The organism is Thermoplasmata archaeon (genome assembly GCA_035632695.1).
Taxonomy (GTDB): Archaea; Thermoplasmatota; Thermoplasmata; order RBG-16-68-12; family RBG-16-68-12; genus RBG-16-68-12.
The window spans coordinates 1-16425 of sequence record DASQGG010000088.1; the positions used below are offsets into that span (position 1 = coordinate 1).

Annotated in this window: 20 protein-coding genes; 6 read left to right on the forward strand and 14 right to left on the reverse strand. The window is 66.6% G+C overall.

Going from position 1 to position 16425, the window contains the following annotated elements; all coding sequences use genetic code 11:
- The 9 genes from sucD to VEY12_06475 form a co-directional block, all read right to left on the reverse strand.
- Positions 1–684, reverse strand: a 684-nt coding sequence (gene sucD / locus VEY12_06435; GenBank protein HYM39762.1) for a succinate--CoA ligase subunit alpha, incomplete at its 3' end; no start/stop codon positions are given.
- Between the two features lies 1 nt (position 685).
- Entirely contained in the window at positions 686–1795 is a 1110-nt protein-coding gene (gene sucC / locus VEY12_06440) for an ADP-forming succinate--CoA ligase subunit beta (protein ID HYM39763.1), read from the reverse strand.
- Between the two features lie 78 nt (positions 1796–1873).
- Complete coding sequence (gene ilvE / locus VEY12_06445) at positions 1874–2734, reverse strand: branched-chain-amino-acid transaminase (protein ID HYM39764.1); 861 nt, start codon at positions 2732–2734, stop codon at positions 1874–1876.
- Positions 2735–2811: 77 nt separating this feature from the next.
- Positions 2812–3717, reverse strand: a complete 906-nt coding sequence (locus VEY12_06450; GenBank protein HYM39765.1) for a phosphoribosylaminoimidazolesuccinocarboxamide synthase — start codon at positions 3715–3717, stop codon at positions 2812–2814.
- A gap of 48 nt (positions 3718–3765) precedes the next feature.
- Positions 3766–4542, reverse strand: coding sequence for a hypothetical protein (locus VEY12_06455; protein HYM39766.1), 777 nt, complete (start codon positions 4540–4542; stop codon positions 3766–3768).
- A gap of 143 nt (positions 4543–4685) precedes the next feature.
- Positions 4686–5252 (reverse strand): DJ-1/PfpI family protein, encoded by a 567-nt coding sequence (locus tag VEY12_06460; protein ID HYM39767.1) that lies wholly within the window; start codon positions 5250–5252, stop codon positions 4686–4688.
- A 28-nt stretch (positions 5253–5280) separates the two neighbouring features.
- Positions 5281–5937: an HAD family phosphatase gene (locus tag VEY12_06465; protein HYM39768.1), complete on the reverse strand. Its 657-nt coding sequence runs from the start codon at positions 5935–5937 to the stop codon at positions 5281–5283.
- A 102-nt stretch (positions 5938–6039) separates the two neighbouring features.
- Positions 6040–6774 (reverse strand): KaiC domain-containing protein, encoded by a 735-nt coding sequence (locus tag VEY12_06470; GenBank protein HYM39769.1) that lies wholly within the window; start codon positions 6772–6774, stop codon positions 6040–6042.
- A gap of 18 nt (positions 6775–6792) precedes the next feature.
- Positions 6793–7689 carry a hypothetical protein gene (locus VEY12_06475; GenBank protein HYM39770.1) on the reverse strand — a complete coding sequence of 299 codons (897 nt, stop codon included), beginning with the start codon at positions 7687–7689 and terminating at the stop codon, positions 6793–6795.
- Between the two features lie 231 nt (positions 7690–7920).
- Here VEY12_06475 and VEY12_06480 point away from each other — a divergent pair, with 231 nt between their 5' ends.
- From VEY12_06480 to VEY12_06490, 3 genes are all read left to right on the forward strand, one after another.
- Positions 7921–8766 (forward strand): tetratricopeptide repeat protein, encoded by an 846-nt coding sequence (locus tag VEY12_06480; protein ID HYM39771.1) that lies wholly within the window; start codon positions 7921–7923, stop codon positions 8764–8766.
- Between the two features lie 84 nt (positions 8767–8850).
- Positions 8851–9312, forward strand: a complete 462-nt coding sequence (locus VEY12_06485; protein HYM39772.1) for a hypothetical protein — start codon at positions 8851–8853, stop codon at positions 9310–9312.
- Positions 9313–9349: 37 nt separating this feature from the next.
- On the forward strand, positions 9350–9784 hold the full coding sequence (locus VEY12_06490) for an SRPBCC family protein (GenBank protein ID HYM39773.1): 435 nt from the start codon (positions 9350–9352) through the stop codon (positions 9782–9784).
- A 9-nt stretch (positions 9785–9793) separates the two neighbouring features.
- Here VEY12_06490 and VEY12_06495 read toward each other — a convergent pair whose 3' ends face one another.
- From VEY12_06495 to VEY12_06505, 3 genes are all read right to left on the reverse strand, one after another.
- Positions 9794–10072: a hypothetical protein gene (locus tag VEY12_06495; protein ID HYM39774.1), complete on the reverse strand. Its 279-nt coding sequence runs from the start codon at positions 10070–10072 to the stop codon at positions 9794–9796.
- Between the two features lie 63 nt (positions 10073–10135).
- Entirely contained in the window at positions 10136–11029 is an 894-nt protein-coding gene (locus VEY12_06500) for a hypothetical protein (protein ID HYM39775.1), read from the reverse strand.
- Positions 11026–12309, reverse strand: coding sequence for a DNA-binding protein (locus tag VEY12_06505; GenBank protein HYM39776.1), 1284 nt, complete (start codon positions 12307–12309; stop codon positions 11026–11028). Before VEY12_06505 ends, VEY12_06500 begins: the two co-directional genes overlap by 4 nt.
- A 345-nt stretch (positions 12310–12654) precedes the next feature.
- On the opposite strand from VEY12_06505, the gene VEY12_06510 reads away from it, so the two are divergent.
- Positions 12655–13446 carry a GNAT family N-acetyltransferase gene (locus VEY12_06510; GenBank protein HYM39777.1) on the forward strand — a complete coding sequence of 264 codons (792 nt, stop codon included), beginning with the start codon at positions 12655–12657 and terminating at the stop codon, positions 13444–13446.
- A 49-nt stretch (positions 13447–13495) separates the two neighbouring features.
- Complete coding sequence (locus VEY12_06515; protein ID HYM39778.1) at positions 13496–14287, forward strand: SDR family oxidoreductase; 792 nt, start codon at positions 13496–13498, stop codon at positions 14285–14287.
- A gap of 8 nt (positions 14288–14295) precedes the next feature.
- Here the strand turns inward: VEY12_06515 and VEY12_06520 are convergent, their stop codons facing one another.
- Together VEY12_06520 and VEY12_06525 are read right to left on the reverse strand one after the other, a co-directional pair.
- Positions 14296–14628: a zinc finger protein gene (locus VEY12_06520; protein ID HYM39779.1), complete on the reverse strand. Its 333-nt coding sequence runs from the start codon at positions 14626–14628 to the stop codon at positions 14296–14298.
- An 80-nt stretch (positions 14629–14708) separates the two neighbouring features.
- Positions 14709–15332: a hypothetical protein gene (locus VEY12_06525; protein ID HYM39780.1), complete on the reverse strand. Its 624-nt coding sequence runs from the start codon at positions 15330–15332 to the stop codon at positions 14709–14711.
- Positions 15333–15467: 135 nt separating this feature from the next.
- Here VEY12_06525 and VEY12_06530 point away from each other — a divergent pair.
- Positions 15468–16425: DUF885 family protein (locus VEY12_06530; GenBank protein HYM39781.1), on the forward strand; the 958-nt coding region annotated here is incomplete at its 3' end.

Consider the following 16425-nt stretch of genomic DNA (forward strand, 5'->3'; position numbering starts at 1 on the left):
CTTCGTGACGTTCTTCTTGATGTACGCCGCAGCCTCCTCCTCCGCGGTACCGCCAATCTCTCCCACGACCACGATCCGCTTCGTCTTGCGGTCCCTCTGGAACAGCTCGAGCGCCTCGTGGGTGTTCGTGCCGATGATGGGGTCGCCACCGATCCCGACGCACGTGGACTGCCCGAACCCTCCCTGGGTCATCGCATTCACGATCTCGTACGTCAGGGTGCCGCTGCGGCTAATCACGCCGCAGTCCCCCGCTTTGAAGATGTGGCTCGGCATGATGCCCATCTTGGACTCGCCGGGCGTGATGATCCCCGGACAGTTCGGCCCGATGACCACGGCGCCCTTCGTCCGCGCGTAGGGGATGAACTCGAGGGTGTCGTGGAACGGGATGCGCTCCGTGATGATGACCACAAGCTTCAAGCCGGCCTCCATGGCCTCGATGGCCGCGTCCTTCGTGTACGGCGCGGGGACGAAGATGATCGAAGCGTTCGCGCGCTTCTTGTCGACGGCCTGCTGGACGCTCTCGTAGACGGGCACGCCTTCGACCTTGGTCCCCGCCTTCCCGGGCGACGTGCCTGCGACGACTTTCGTGCCGAAGTCGAGCATCGAGCGCGTGTGGAACTGGCCCTGGTGACCCGTGATCCCCTGGACGACGACGCGGGAGTGCTTCGTCAGGAGGACAGACATCTCACGTGCCTCCCTGCTTGACCTGGACCGCGAGCTCCGCGGCCTCCTCCATGGTCTCTGCCGGATGCATGCCGATGTCGTGGAGGATCTGCTTCGCCTTGTCCTCGTTCACACCCTTAATCCGCGCGACGACGGGCACGTTCGCGTGCATGACCTCGAGGGCCTGCTTCACCCCGAGGGCGACCGTGTCTGCCTTCGTGATCCCGCCAAAGATGTTCAGCAGGATCACGGACGGCTTCGCCTTGATCAGGAGCTCGAAGGCCTGGGCCACCTTGTCCGGGTCGTCCGTGCCGCCGAGGTCGAGGAACGTGCCACCCTTCCCGCCCTTCAGGTTCAGGACGTCGAGCGTGGCCATCGTCAGGCCTGCGCCGTTCGCGATGACCCCAATGTCCCCGTCGAGCTGGATGAACGTGATCCCCTTCTCGTGGGCCTCCTCCTCGAGGGGCGTGCGGTCCTGGTCCAGCTTCGCGTACTCCAGGTGGCGGTACTCCGCGTTGTCGTCCACGATGAGCTTCGCGTCCCCGGCGACGACCCGGCCGCCCTTCGTGACAACGAGCGGGTTGATCTCCACGAGCTCCGCGTCCTCCTTGCGGAACAGATCGTACGCCTTGCGGGCGATGTCCTCGATCTGGTCGCCGACGTGGTCGGCGAGCCCGAGCCGCTTCGTCAGAGACCGCAGGACGTAGGGCTGCAACCCGATCAGGGTGGGGATGTGCTGCATGAAGAGCTGCTCGTGCGGCACGGCCTCGATCTCCATGCCGCCCATCGCGCTCGCGATCAGGAGCGGCTCGCGAGCGGAGCGATCGATCGTGAAGCTGAGGTAGAGCTCCTTCTCGAGGTCTAGGAGCTCCTCGAGGTACACCATCTTGACCGTGTAGCCCTTGATGTCCATGCCGAGGATCTGGGAGGCCACGGTGCGGGCTTCCTCGATCGAACGGGCGGGCTTGATCCCGCCGGCCTTGCCTCGGCCGCCGATGAGGACCTGGGCCTTCACCATGCACGGCAGCGGCGGATCGTGGATCTCCTCCCGCCGGGACGCGACGATGCCGCGGGGCACGGGGATGCCGTACTTCGCGAAGATCGCCTTCGCCTTGTACTCGAGGAACTTCATGGCGGGTCCGCCGGCCCCATCTCCCTCATCCGATTAAGGTTTGCCTCGCGCACGGGGAGGCGAGGGGTCGGCTCCGGCTCAGATGGGCGTGCCCGTGCTCATGACGAGATCGCGGAACGCCTTCGTGATGGCCTTCGTCACCGGCCCGGGCTTCCCTTCGCCGATCTGCCGTCCGTCGAGCTCGACCACGGGGCCGATCTCCGCCGCGGTCCCCGTGAGGAACGCCTCGTCCGCGGACCAGACGTCGTAGAGAGCGAACAGCCGTTCCTCCGCCTTGAACCCCAGCTGAGGCGCGATCTCCAGGACGGTCTCGCGCGTGACGCCCGGCAGGTTCGTGCTCGACCACGGCGTGGTCAGCGTGTGGTTCTTCACGATGAAGAAGTTCTCCGCGCTCGCCTCGGAGACGTAGCCGTGGATGTCGAGGAGCAGCGCCTCGTCCGCCCCGTACTGGTTCGCCTCCACCTTCGCCATGATGTTGTTCAGGTAGTTCAGCGACTTGATGGACGGGCTCAGGCTCTGGGGCGGGACGCGGCGGTAGGAGGACGTCGTCATCCGCAGCCCCTTCTCGCTCTTGCTGAGCAGGGCGATCCCGGGCTGAGCGATTACGATGATGCTTGGGCCGCGCTTGCACTTCCGCGGGTCGAGTCCCAGGTCGCCCGGGCCGCGCGTGATCACGGGCCGGAGGTAGCCTTCCTTCATGCCGTTCCGGCGGCAGGTCTCGAGGATGATGTTCGCCATCTCCTCCTTCGTGTGCGGGATCTTGAGGTCGATGGCCTTCGCGCTGTTGAACAGGCGGTTGACGTGCTGCTCGAGCTTGAAGATCCGCCCGTTGTACGCGCGGATCCCCTCGAAGACTCCGTCCCCGTACAGGAGGCCGTGGTCGAAGACGCTGATCTTGGCTTCCGACTGAGGGTAGAACTTGCCGTCGACGTAGACCATCTGTTCCAACGAAGGCGCCCCCGAACGCGCTCGATATCCCCGCGGCCGCTAAAAGTGTTTTCCCATGGCGTCCCACGTCACCGGAACCGCTCGCCCGTCAGGCGCTCGAACAGGTTCACGTAGAGGTCGCTCACCTGCCGCACGACGTCGTCCGGCAGGGCGGGGATATCCGGCTCCGGCTTCTTCGCCGCCCGCGCGTCCATGAGCGCCTGATGGTACCCGGTCTTCCTATAGTATTGCCGGACGAACTCCTTGCTTAGCTCGACGTGCTCGCCCTTCAGGTACGCGGCGGCGTCCCACCATCGGTCCTCGTCCGCGGTGCCGAACGTGTCCACGAGCATGAGCTTCCGTTCCCTGTACATCGCGAACTCCTTCTTCCCGTCCACGTGGATCAGACCGCGCCCCTTCACGTCCGAGTTGATCTTCGCGTCGATCTTGAGGACCGCGGACACCAGGTCGTCGTACTCGCGCTCCGAGAGCTTGGAGATCTCCAGGGCCTCCTGGCGCGTGAGCTCGCGGTCCACCTTCTCGAGCTTGGTCGTCACCTCGACAAACGGCTCCGGGAAGGGCTCTCCATAGGCGGGCACGTGTCCCTTGGGGAAGCCCACGTCTTCGGGACGGACCCTGCCGGACTTCAGCCGGTCGTGCATGGACCCCGCGACGTAGTATCGGGCGATGACCTCGAGGGGGATCAGGAAGTTCTTCGATTTCGGGCTGATCTGGTCGTAGTCCGGAATCACCTGGACGCGCTTCACGCGCATTCGGTTCGGTCCGCTGAGCCGGAGGAAGTGCGTGCGGATCCCGAGATCCTTCACGACCTGGAACCAATGGGCGGACGTCCGGCAGAGGGTCTCTCCCTTGTTCGGGATCATGCTCGGGATGATCTTGTCGAAGACGCTGATCTGGTCCGTGAAGACGAACTCGAGTTCGTCCTCGGAGACCTCGTAGACCTCCTTGACCTTGCCCTTCCGAAGGAATTTCATGGGGGGCCCTAAAGGGGGCCGGATAAAAGGGGTTTGGGTCAGCCCGCGTCAGCGCGTGGACCGATACGCCCGGGCCAGCTTCTCGATCGTCCGCATGTGGAGCCGCTCGTGCCAGAGGAATCGGCGGAAGACCTTACGAGCCGTCCAATCCTCGGCCTCCGTCCGCCCCGTCCACCCCCCGGGTGTGTGATGGGTCACGCGACCCGCCTTCTCCAACGGTCGAAGATGTCCCAGGCGGTACACGCAAGCCTCGCGGAGGGACGTCAGTCGGGCTTCCGAGAGGTCGCCTCGTTCCGCGGCTCGCACGTCTTGCCACATGGACATCCCCCGAGGCCAGTGGAACGACGGGTCCGTGGGCTCGCGGAGCTTCATGATGTACCAGACCATGACGAGAGCGTTGTGGATGACGATCCGCCGCGGGGATCGGAGCGCGCCACAAGGCTGGTATCCCCAGGCCCCTCGGGGCACGTTCTTGCGCAGGTCGAGGAAGTCCCGCCAGGAGAACGCCATCCACGCTAGGTCCCTGGCAATCTCCTCATCCGTCATAGGCCCTCGGTCACAGCCGAACAACGCCACACTGTCTCCGAGGTTGACGGGCCAGTCCCCTTGGATTGTCTCGCACAGATCGACGGTCGCCTCGCGCCATTCCCGCGGGACACGTTGCCCGTGGGCGCTGAACCAATCAAGGTGGGCTTTCACCTTTCCTGGGATCTTCCCCATGGCCTCATCCAAGGTGGGTGCTCGACTGTAGCACCCCTCCAACGGCCGGACGAATACCTGGGTCGATCCGTCAGGGCCGATCTCCGCGTCTGCCAGGAAGCGCATCGAGCCCGCGAAGGGCCTCTGCTTGCTTAGCCCTTCGGTCTAGGAGCAAGCGGATTCCACCAGGCGCTGGCGCCGCTCGACCCGTAGGCATCAGTCGCGCGCGATGCCCCGCACTTCTCATCGGATCGAGAGCAGCTCGGTCCTCATGCAAGCTTCGGTGGAACGTACTCGATGCGGGCGGCGACCTCATCCGCCAGCTCACCATCGAAATACTTCTTCAGGAGGTGAAGTCCGAGGTCGATCGACGCCGACACGCCACCGGCCGTCGTGACCAGGTCGTCCTCCACGACGCGGTCCTCGACGACTGTGGCGACGTCTCGCAGCTCGTCCCGCGCGTTGTGGTGGGTCGTGACCTTGCGTCCCGCGAGGAGACCCGCCTCTTTCAGGATCACCGCGCCGGTACAGACGCTCGCGATGGGCTTCTCCGTGCCGAAGGCCAGGATTTCGTCCAGGAGGCCGAGATCCTTTACCACCTCCTCGCGTCCCGGGCCGCCCGGGATAACGAGGAGGTCCAGGTCGTCGAAATCCGCGCGGACCTCATGGGCCAGCATCTTCATGCCCAGGGCCGCGGTGATTGTCTCCTTCCGGGCCCGCGTCCGCACGGTGAGGTCGAGCTGGGGGTGGAGCTGCTTCGCCTTGGCGAGGACCTCGTACACGCCCACCACGTCGAGCTCCTCGACGCCGTCGTACAGGAGGATGCCCACCCGCATGCAGGACCGTGGTTGGCGCGAAGCGTACTTAGTCCTTTTTGTCCCCTTTCGTTCCGTGCAAGGCACCTTTCTCGACGAGCCACTCCCGTGCATCCACGTAGTCGCGGGGCTCGAAGTCCACGTGGTCCCGGAGCTTCCCGTTCGAGTTGATTCCGATCCGCACGGCGGCCTCGGCCAGGAGAGGGGCGTCCATGAGCCCGTCGCCGAAGGCGAGGATGTCCTCCTTGCCGATGCCCCATCGGGCCGCGAGCCCGCGGACGATGTCGCCCTTCAATCCGGGGCTCACGTGGACTCGGACGTCCCCCGTGAACGATCCCGCCTCGAAGACGAACTCGTTGCTGAAGATCGCATCCGCCTCGAACAGGACCATGGCGGCCTCGGCGACCTCCCGTGGGCCGCCCGTGACGATGGCCACCTTGCTCCCCTGGCCGCGCAGCCAGTGGACGAACTCCTGCGCGCCAGGCACCGGCCGCAGGTGGCGCGCGGCCCTGAGCACCTGGGCTTGGGTCAGGCCGCGCAGGAGGGCGGCCCGCCGGCGGAACCCGTCCTCCCAGTCGATCCGGCCGTCGATGCCCGCGCGCGTGATCTCCGCGACCTCGTCCTCCCTGCCTAGCAAAGAGGCAAGTTCCGGCAGAAATTCGTTGAAAATCAATGTGTTTTCGAGGTCAAATGCAACGAGTTTCACGAGAAGGCCCGGGTCCCCTGAGGCAGCCGGTCCTATAAATGGTCTCCGGGCCGCCCGGGCCGTCCGCGTTTCGGGAAGACGAAATCTCGCAACCGCGGGAGGTCAGAAGACCTCCATGTCCCCGTGGACCTCCAGGCCCTGGTCCGTGATGCTGTACGGCTTGATGGCCCGAGGGTGCTGCAGGCGCCGCATCTTCATGATCTGGAGCACGAGCTGGACCTCCCCGTTCTCGCGCTCGTTGAACCGGAGGCCAATCACGCCGTCCGAAACGTACTCGACGAGCCCGTCCCGGCTGCTCCGGGGGTTGTCGTCCTTGACCTCTGCGGTGAAGATGCACGTGGCCCCGGTCGTCTTGAGCTGCTGGCACAGCCCGAACAGACGCGCCCGTCGCTCCCCGTCATCCGCGAACAGCATGTTCAGCAGGCTGACCGAGTCCACGACGACCCGCGTGGCGTTGAACTTCTTGATGAACTCCGGGAGCTCCGACTTCACGCGGGTGACGGTCGCCTTGGCATCGGCAGGCTCGAGCTTGATCACGGCGAGCTTCTTCTCCTTCAAGTGGGGACGCAGGTCCCAGCCGAAGGACGCCGCGTTCGCGGTGATCGACTCCACGTCCTCCTCCAGGGAGATGAAGATCCCCTTCTCCCCGTTGATCAGCCCCTGCATGAGGAACTGCATCCCGAACGTGGTCTTGCCCGTGCCGAAGGACCCCATGACCGTGATGATATGCCCTCGCGGCACCCCGCCGCCCAGCATCTCGTCCAGGCCGTCGATGCCCGTGAGCACGAGATCCGCCGTCGGCGCCGCGTCCGAGTCCTTCGGGGCTGCAGCTTCCACCTCGCTCAACCGATCACCTCACGAGATGCGCTCCATGTAGACGACCACGAGTCCCTGGTTGGCCGAGATCATCGTAGGGAACCGCGCGATCTTGTCCCGCGGCAGGTGGGGCAGCACGCCAATGAACTTCTCCAGGTACATGTACCGTTGGCGCGTGGACGACCGCTGGGACGTCTTCCACTCGAACACGAGGCAGCCGTCCGTGGAGTCCATGAGCATCTGCTCGTACCGCGGCTCCAGGATCCCGTTCGTCAGCAGGAGGTACACGAGGCCGTCCCACTTCTTCGCCGCACGCTGGAGGCCCTTGACCGTGGTCACGAGGTCCCGCATTTCCACCGCGTCGGAGACGGCGAGGTCCGTGATCGAGTCGATGACGACCATGGAGCCCTGCCCCTCCTCCTCCAGGAACGTGACGAGTTCCTCCAGGATGTTCGTCGAGGGCAGGTCGAACGCGTCCTGGTGGGTCCACGTCTGCGGAACGACGGAGTGCCGGTAGTACGTGGAGGAGAAGTCCTTGAAGATGGTCCGGTCGCGGAACGCGTAGAAGTACTCCGAGTTGAAGGACGTCGCGAGTTCCGTGAGGACCGTCTCGCGCGACCGCGAGAAGGTCACGTACGCGATCTTGGACGGAAGGTCGGACGTGTCACAGTGGTCCCCGAGGTAGTAGTGCCAGGCACCCGGACGCTCGTTCACGATCGCGATCTTGGAGGCCGCCGTGTACGCGAACTCCTGCATGCCCGCGCCGATGTCCCCCTTGAGGAGGACCGTAGAGCCGCTGGGGAAGCCGCCGTCCACGATGCTGTCGAGGTCCGCGATGCCCGTGGGCACCTTCCGGATTACGATGGGCTCGTCCCTCGTCCCTTCGGCCGGGAGAGCGCTCGAGCTCGTCCAAGCTTCGTCTTCCGTTAGAGCCATCCCACTCGAAGGTCGCAGAGCGAATCGTCGAGATAAAGGCTTTTTGTAAAACGCGCGGAGCGCGAGCGCCGTGCGGGTGCGTACCTACGTCCGCGGCTCCGAGGGCACGCCGCGGCGGGGTCTCCGCACGCACGGCCTGGCGCGCGCGGGCGCGCGTGAGGACGCGTCGTGACCGCATCCGGAATCCGTGAAACCTTATGACCGCGGCTGCCCTAGGAAGCCCGGGCCCGGATGGAGACGACCGCTTCTTTGTCAAACATCACGCGGTTCGCCCGCGTGGTGGACCAACCGGAGTCGGGGATCGACCTCGGGGAGGCGGCCCTGCTCATCGCGGAGGACGCGTACCCCGGCCTCGACATCCCGGGCTACCTGCGCCGGCTCGACGAGATGGCGACGCCGCTCCGGGAACGCCTGGGGGAGGACAGCTCGCTGTGGGAGATGGTCCAGGCGCTCAACGGGCATCTGTTCGGCGAGCTCGGGTTCCGGGGGAACACGGAGGACTACTTCGACCCGCGCAACTCGTACCTGAACGAGGTGCTGGACCGACGCCTCGGCATCCCGATCACGCTGAGCGCGGTCTACATCGAGGTCGCGCGGCGCATCGGCCTCACGGTCGTCGGTATCGGGCTGCCCGGGCACTTCATCGTGGAGGCCCGAAGGGACACGTCGTCCGCGCTCCTGGACCCCTTCCATGGCGGGCAGCCGCTGGACGCCGAGGACTGCGAGCGTCTCGTCCAGGGCGTGTACGGGGACAGCGTCCCCTTCTCCGAGGAGTCCCTGAGCCCCGTCCGGAAGCGGCAGCTCCTGGCGCGGATGCTGAACAACCTGAAGCGGAATTACCTCACCCTGGACCGCCCGGACCGCGCCTGGCCCGTGATCGAGAAGATGCTGTACCTGAATCCGGAGAGCGCCGTGGACCACCGGGATCGCGGCCTCCTGGCGTACCGGATGAACCGGTTCGCGGAGGCGCGCGGGGACCTGCGCTTCTACCTGGACCGATGCCCGGATGCCCCGGACCGGGTGGCAATCCGCGCCTCCCTCGCTGCCGTCGAGGCCATTCTCCAGATGATGGCCTGACCTTTCCTCATTATCACGGCGTGATAGCGACGGCGGTAGCTACTTGAAGGGCACCCGGGGTTGGCGCCCCGGCGGGGTTCTTCCATGGCCTCGGTTCCCTACCGCAACCCCCTGACGGGATTCGTGCTAGCCATCTTCGTGTCCTTCCTCGGTTCCGCGCTGGCGGGATACTTCGTGTCCACGTACGTCCCCTACTTGGAGTTCCGTCTCTTCTTCCTGGGCTTCGGCCTCTTCGCGGTCGGGGCCATCGCGGCGCGCCGGACGTTCCTGGGTTCCCTGGGCTTCGTGGGCTGCTACCTCGGCGGCTTCCTCGGATTGTACGTGGCCGAGCTCCTCTGGTGGTTCAATTCCTACCAGGAGATCGTCGCCCTGGGCCTCGCCCTAGGCGCGGGGGCCGGCGGCTTCGTGATGAGCAAGCTCGGCGTGCACCGCCTCGAGCGCGCCCAGCGGGTGCAGCCCGGGGTCCGCCGTTGCGCGAACTGCGGGGCTCGCGTGGGGACGTCCGCCCACAAGTGCTGGTCCTGCAAGGCCACCCTGACGTACTGAGCGCGGGGTTTATGGCCCAGCGCGGTGTCGCACCGGCATGGCGCGCATCGAGAAGTCCGTGACGATCGCTGCCGACCCGCAGACGGTCTGGTCCCTGGCCTCGGCCCTGGACCGCGAGCCCGAGATCTGGAAGGGCACGAAGGCCGTGCGGACGCTCGCGTCCAGCGGCAACGTGGTCGAGCGGGAGGTCACGCTCGCCTTCCGGGACCGGACGGAACGGGAGCGCGTGACGCTGGAACCGCCCGTCCGCGTCGTCCACGAGCTCCTCGAGGGTCCCATGAGGGGGACGAAGACCGTGTCCGTGACGCCGCGGGGGGATGGCACCACGGAGCTCTCCGCCGTGTACGAGGTCACCCTGACGGGCCTCCTGAAGCTCGGCACCCGGCCCTTCACGACGCACGCCGCGGAAGGCGTCGAGCACGCTCTGCAGCGGATCAAGGCGATCGCGGAGGGGCGGGAGCCCCCGAAGTGAGCTGTGCGCTCAGCTCCGGGCCATGTCTCGGCGGGACAGGCTCCTGACGACGAGGTCGACGACGACCCAGGCCAGGACCACGGAACTCAGGAGGGCCGTGGCGGCGTCTCCCGTGAGCGGTCCCAGTGGACCGGCGAAGACAACGACGAGCCAGAGGACGAAGGAGGCCGCACATAGGCCCGCCAGGATCGTGAGTGCCCGGCGCCAGTGCGCCAGCTCCAGATCCGCAGCCGTATGCGGTGGCCCTGCGGCTGATGTGGGGTCCGCCACGACTCCCCGGTTCTCCATGCGGCAAGGCCTCATGCCTTGCGGGCGCATGAATCCTTGCCGCCGGGGTCCGCACGGCGCCTCCTAGATCTTCTTCATGCGCCCCAGGATGGGCTCGTAGATCAGGCCCTTATCGAGCAGGCTGTTGATCGACTCCTCGAGCTTGTCCTTGGCGACCCCGGCCTTGCCGGCGGCATCCAGGATGCCCTCCCATGGGGCCCCCTTGCCGTCCTTGTCGAGGGCCGTGATCACCTCGAGGACCCGGTCCTCGTCCGCGTTGGGCTCCTCGGGCTCCTTGGCTTCGGGCTTGGCCCCGGGCTCCGCCGCCGTGGGCTCGGCCTCGGGGGGCCGCCCCTCGCGGTACTCCGGTAGGAGGTAGCGCAGGGCCTCCGCGAGCATCGCGGTGTACCGCGCCAGGTCCGCCTTGCCGTAGTGGCCCGCGGCCTGGACGATGCCCTCCGCGAGGGCCTGCTTCACGCCGATCTGGGTCAACCCCTCCTTCGTGAGGGGCTCCATCTTCTGGGCCTCCGACATGGCGTCGAGGCGCTTCCGCATGGAGCGGCAGGCCTCGAGGATCCAGAAGTCCCGCACGCGCTCGTCGACCGCCTTGATCACCTCGGGCCGGATCGACGTGTACGTGCCGCCGGAATCGGGCTGGTAGACGCGGCTCTTGCCCACGATGGCGCCGAAGACGGGCGGTTTGAGCTTGGACAGGGCCGCGGCGGCCTCAGGCTGGTACTGGCCCGCGTACACGTGGAACGTCCCCGTGGGGTCGGATACCCGGGCGCGCCACATGGGCTGCATGTCCGTCCCCACGTTCTCGATGTCCGTGATCACGCCCACGACGAAGATGCGGTTCACCTTGGCGCCCAGGGGCGTGACCACGTAGGACGGAGCGCGTTCGCCCGTGCCCTCGACCTCGAGGTTCGCGTCGTTGTACTCGCCGGCGAAGAGCCGCCAGGCGACCTCTCGCATCATGCGGGTCCCTCCATCTGCTCGAGCATCTCACGCGCCTCCGTCTGCACGTCCACGCGGAGGAGCTTGGCCGAGTCCACGATCATCATGAGCCCGTAGTCGTCCGAGGTGACGTTCCCGCGGGCCTCGATGGGCTGGGCGACGAGGAGGTCCGAGAGCTCGTCCCGGACGACGTCCACGGACATGGCCTCCTTGGCCTGGGCGATCGCCGCGTCCATGGTCTTGTCCAGAAGGGCCTCCGTGAGCTCGCGGTTGAAGACGGCGGTCAGGGCGCCGCTGCCGTCGTCCAGGACGGCCTTCACGCGCAGGTCCGCGTTGCCCTTGACCTCGCCGTGGATGCGGCACGCGTTCTTCCGCAGGACGCGGTTGCACTCGGGGCAGCGGTACACGAGGCCGGAGCCCTCGCGCAGGTCGATCAGGATGCCGCGGACGGTCACGTCGACACCGCCCCCGCGCTCCGCGAGGTCCTCGATCCACATCCGCGGGCTCTCGCCCACCTGGTCCGCCGCGGGAAGGGCGTCGTCCTTGAGCTTGGCGACGGAGGCGCGGTCGTCGAAGCTGACCTGGGGGATGCCCCGCCAGGACTTCACGTAGGCGCCTTCGATGCGCAGGACGTCGTTCTCCTTCAGGCCGAAGTCCTTCCAGGCGCTGAACTGGCTCTTGCCCGTCGCGTCGGCGAGCACGCCGCTATACACGGACTTCTTCGCGCCATCCACGTCGACCTCGCGGGCCTCCACGGACAGGATCCGTGCGGTCACGGCCACGTTGGACGCGCCCTGGCGCAGGTCGACGACCTTCATCTCCGTGGGCTTGCTCGTGTAGGGCAGGCCACCGCCGGAAGCGGGCTTGTACTCCGGCAGGGCGTCCGGTTTCTCCTTGGAGACGGTCGTGCGGACGCCGAAGTTGACCTGGACCTGGCCGCGGTACTCCTTCGTGTACGCGTTCCCGATCCGGACCACGTCGCCCTTCGCCAGGGTGAGGTTCAGGGGCTCCCAGGCCGTGAAGGGGATCGTCGCCGAGGGGTCGCCCAGGATGCCGTACAGGATCCGTTTCGTGCCGCTCTCCACGGTCACGTCCTTCTCGTTCACGGCCACGATCCGGGCCAGGAGGTTCACGGACTGCTCCCCCGGCACGAGCTCGCGGATCGTCTTGCTGATGCCGACCGCCAGGCCGGAGGGGTTCCCGCCATGCTTCTTCACGATGGACCGCTTCGCCGTGTCCAAGGAGACGCGGTACACGTTCAGGTAGCTGGACAACTCCTTCTCGATCTCCGACTCGCTCACTTTTCCGCCAAGCGCCCGGGTGATGTCCTGAACATGGGGCGCCAGTTCTTCTCTCGTAGAATCACGTTCCCGAGGCGTGTCGATTTCTCGCCTCGGTTTTTGGGTAGGCTGCGGCGGTATAAAGGGTCTCGGCGGGGTGGGTGAAAGTGCCGCGCCGGCGGCGCGAAATCCTATTAGCCCCGGGCGGTCTGCGCGGCGGTGGATTGCATGAAGCTCAGCCCGGACGCGAAGTTCTGGATCGCGGTTGCGATCGTCTTCATTGCCATCGGCATCCTGCTGGACCTCTTCGTCGGCTTCTAGGGCCGACCGCAAAGCTTCATCTCGGCCCTCCCCTTCGTCGGAGACGTGGACACCGCGGAGCTGCTTCGGGCCTGCCTGGATTTCGAGAGGACGTGGGCCGAGACCGGTGCCACGGTTCGCAGGACGCCCTACGGGGCCACGATCCGAAACGATCGCTTCCCGCGGATCCACCTGGCCAACCTGGCGTGGGTGGAGCGCATGCCGCCGGGGGGAGTCGGCGAGATCCTGGACGATCTGGATGACGCGTTCGCGGGCACCGCGGTGCGCCACCGGAACGTCGTGTTCCAGGACGCCCAGTCCGCATTCGAGAACCAGGAGGTGTTCGCTGCCCGCGGCTTCCGTCCGCTCGCGGAACTCGCGATGGCCCGGGTCGGGCTCCCCGCCTGCATCACGAACCCCGAGGTGGCGATCCGCGAGGTGGGGAAGGAGGCCTCCGAAGACGACTACCGACGTCTCCGGATGCGCGTGTTCACCGGACTCGAGTACGACCGGGAGGCGTCCGGCCAGCTCTTCGCGATCGCCCGCGACCATGCGGCCCTCCTCGGCGAGCGCGATTACGTGGCCTACGTGCACGAGACCCCGGCGGGTACGACCTCCCTCTGGCCGCGTGGGCGGATCGCATACATCGGCGACGTGGCCACGATGCCCGAGTTCCGGAACCGCGGGGTCGCCCGGACCCTGGTCTTCGACATCTCCAAGCGCGCCCTGGCGGCGGGGTGCGAGTACAGCGTGCTTCTCACGGACCCCTTTGACTCCCCCCGGGACATGTACACGACCCTGGGGTACCAGCCCGTCGGGGAGATCCGGAGCTTCCTGAAGCTCGGCCCGCCCGCCTAGGCCCGGGACCGAACGAAGGTTCATAGAACCCCGCGGCGGTGCGACGTCCATGGACCTTGGGCTGAAGGGCAAGGTGGCCCTCGTTGCCGCGGCGAGCCAGGGGATGGGACGGGCGATCGCCGCGAATCTCGCGCGCGAAGGATGTCAGGTCGCGGTCTGTGCGCGGACCGCGGGTCCTCTCATGGAGACGGCACGGAGGATCCACGAGGAGACCGGCGCCGAGGTGCTCCCGGTGCCCGCGGACGTCTCCAAGCTCGGGGACGCGATGGCGTTCGTGGACAAGGCGCGCGCGGCGTTCGGAGGGGTCGACCTACTCGTCGTCAACGCGGGCGGGCCCCCCACGGGCCGGTTCGAGTCCCTGACCGAGGACCAGTGGACCAAGGCGTACGACCTGACCCTGATGAGCGCGGTCCGTCTGGTCCGCGCGTCCGTGCCCGCGATGCGCCTCCGGGGCGGCGGCTCCATTGTCGCCATCACCTCGATCAGCGTGAAGCAGCCGCTCGACAACCTCCTCCTGTCCAACGCGATGCGCGCTGCGGTCGTGGGCCTGGTGAAGACCCTGTCCCGCGAGCTGGCCGCGGACCGGATCCGGGTCAATGCCATTGCGCCCGGTTTGGTCGGGACGGACCGCCTGATCGAGCTGCACCGGGTCCGCGCGGATCGGGAAGGGCGATCGGTCGAGGAGATCGGGAAGGAGGAGGCGCGCGCGATCCCCATGGGCCGCTTCGGCAAACCCGAGGAGATCGCGGACTTCGTGGCGTTCCTCCTCTCGGACCGCGCGTCCTACGTCACGGGGAACGTGATCCAGGTGGACGGCGGGATGTACCGCGGGGTGCTCTGAGTCCCGGCCTAGGCCTGCCGCTTCGGCTGCTTCGTGGGCGCGTTGGAGCAGGACCAGCACGTGCGGCGGCTCGCGCCGTTCCACGCGCCGCACCGGCCGCAGCGCCAGGTGTCCGCCGCCGCGGGGCCCATCTGGGGGAGGAACCGGTTCGCAGAGATCGCCGCGCCGCAGTCCCAACAGACCGAGCGTTCCGCCTCATTGACCAGGCCGCAGTGGGGACAGTCCCAGCTTAGGGCGATAGCTCCGCCCAGCTTCTTCTTCCGCAGATGCCAGTCGACCGAGGTGAAGGCGAACGTCGCGAGGAACAGGAAGAGGAGCGCGGTCGGGAGAAGGGTGTCCACGACGGATGCGATGCGGGCGCGCCCAGGATATAGCCTGTGTACTGGGTATCAGGCACGATAGTTGTTCTCAACCGGGCCGGCTACTGATTGAACGTCTCGACCTTCTCGTAGGTCTGCTTGAGGTACTTGATCAGGACGTCCCGGTTCCGTCGCAGGTGGCTCTCGTACCACACCTTGACGAGGTCCGCGAGGATCTTGTGCAGATCGTCGAGGCTCGCGCGGTCGATCGCCGCGTTGTACAGGGTATGGATCGTCCAAATCCGCTTCCACCCGCTGTACTTGTAGTAGTGCTCGCCCTCCGAGTACTCGAACGTCATCTTGAGGTGGATCTTCCCGTCGACTTCGACGTAGTTCACCTTGACCGCGTCCCCGACGCGGCCCTCGTCCATGGACCGATCCAGGAGCTGGACGGATTGGACCGCGGCCGGGTTGAACCCGGGCCGCCATTTCCAGTCCCCCTCGGGGAACGTCTCGGAGAACACGCCCCAGTTGCTGTACGAGGGCTCCATGGTGAAGTGGACGTTGATCTTGTTGAACCGCTTCCAGACCTTCCAGAAATCCTCGATCAGCGTCCGGTTCAGCTCGAGGCGGACCTCGGTCTGCTCCCCCACGTCCTCGATGATCTCCTTCGTCTTCTTCTCGAGTTCCGCGTCGAGGGAGGAGAACCAGTCATCCCCCTTGCCCGCGGCCTTCTTCGCGGCCATGGCCAAGTCCCTTCTCTCCGGCGGCGAATCAGGTCGGCTGTTATATAGGTTCTCGTGTCGGGCGCCTGCATGCGCACCGCAGCGCCGGGTGCTGCGGGAAGCTTATCCGTACGCGCGTCCATCCGCCTTGGGGGGATGTCGACGGCAAGCCGCGCATCGAAGTCGGCCTTTTCCAAGCTCGCCAAAGGAATCCTGACGGCTTACTGGGAGGCGAACCCAACCGAGGCGGTATTCTATGGCCTCCACCGCTACGGCGGACGGGTCATGGACCTGCGGCCCGTCTCCATGCAGCGCCGCCTTGCGCGGATACGCCGCGACCTGAACTCCCTCGTCGCCGTCGGCGATGTGGACGAGCTGTCACCCGACCTTCGTCTCGAGCTCGGCATCCTTCGCAGCAAGCTCCTCGTGGAGCAGTTCATGCTGGCGGGTTCCCGGGAGCCGCGAGAGAGCCCCCTCGCCACGGTGGGAGCCCTGAACCTCGTCAACTACCTCCTGAAGGAGTACGCGCCGCTCGACGCGCGCCTCCGGTCCGCCGAGAAGCTCCAGGCCCAAGTCCCTACCTATCTGGATGTCGTGCGGCGGATCACGACTCGCCAACTCGCGGAAACCCAGTACGAGATGGGCGAGATGGTCGTGTCGGGGATCATCGATTCCTACCGGGAGGAGCTGCCCCCTTTCTTCGAGAAGGTGCCGCCCGCAACCCGTCGCCGCTTGGAACGCACGAACGCCGTCGCCACCGCGGCGCTCGAGGGATTCCACCAGGAATTGCAGGCGAAGTACAAGCCGCGCATTCGGAAGACGTTCGCCCTGGGTCGCAGGAAGTACGAACGCATGCTGTGGGCGGAGCACCTGTCTAGGCTCTCGATCGAACGCCTCCTCGAGGTGGGTACGGCGGACCTGGGGGCGAATCGCAGCGCCTTCACAGAGGCCGCCCGAGCGGTCGATCCGAGCAAGGATCCCGCCGCGGTCATGCGAGACATCTCCTCGGACCATCCGACGGCGGAAACCCTGATCGAGGATGCGGCGAGGACTCTTGAGGACATCCGGTCCTTCATCGTCGGCCACGACAACGTGACGATTCCGGCGGAGGACC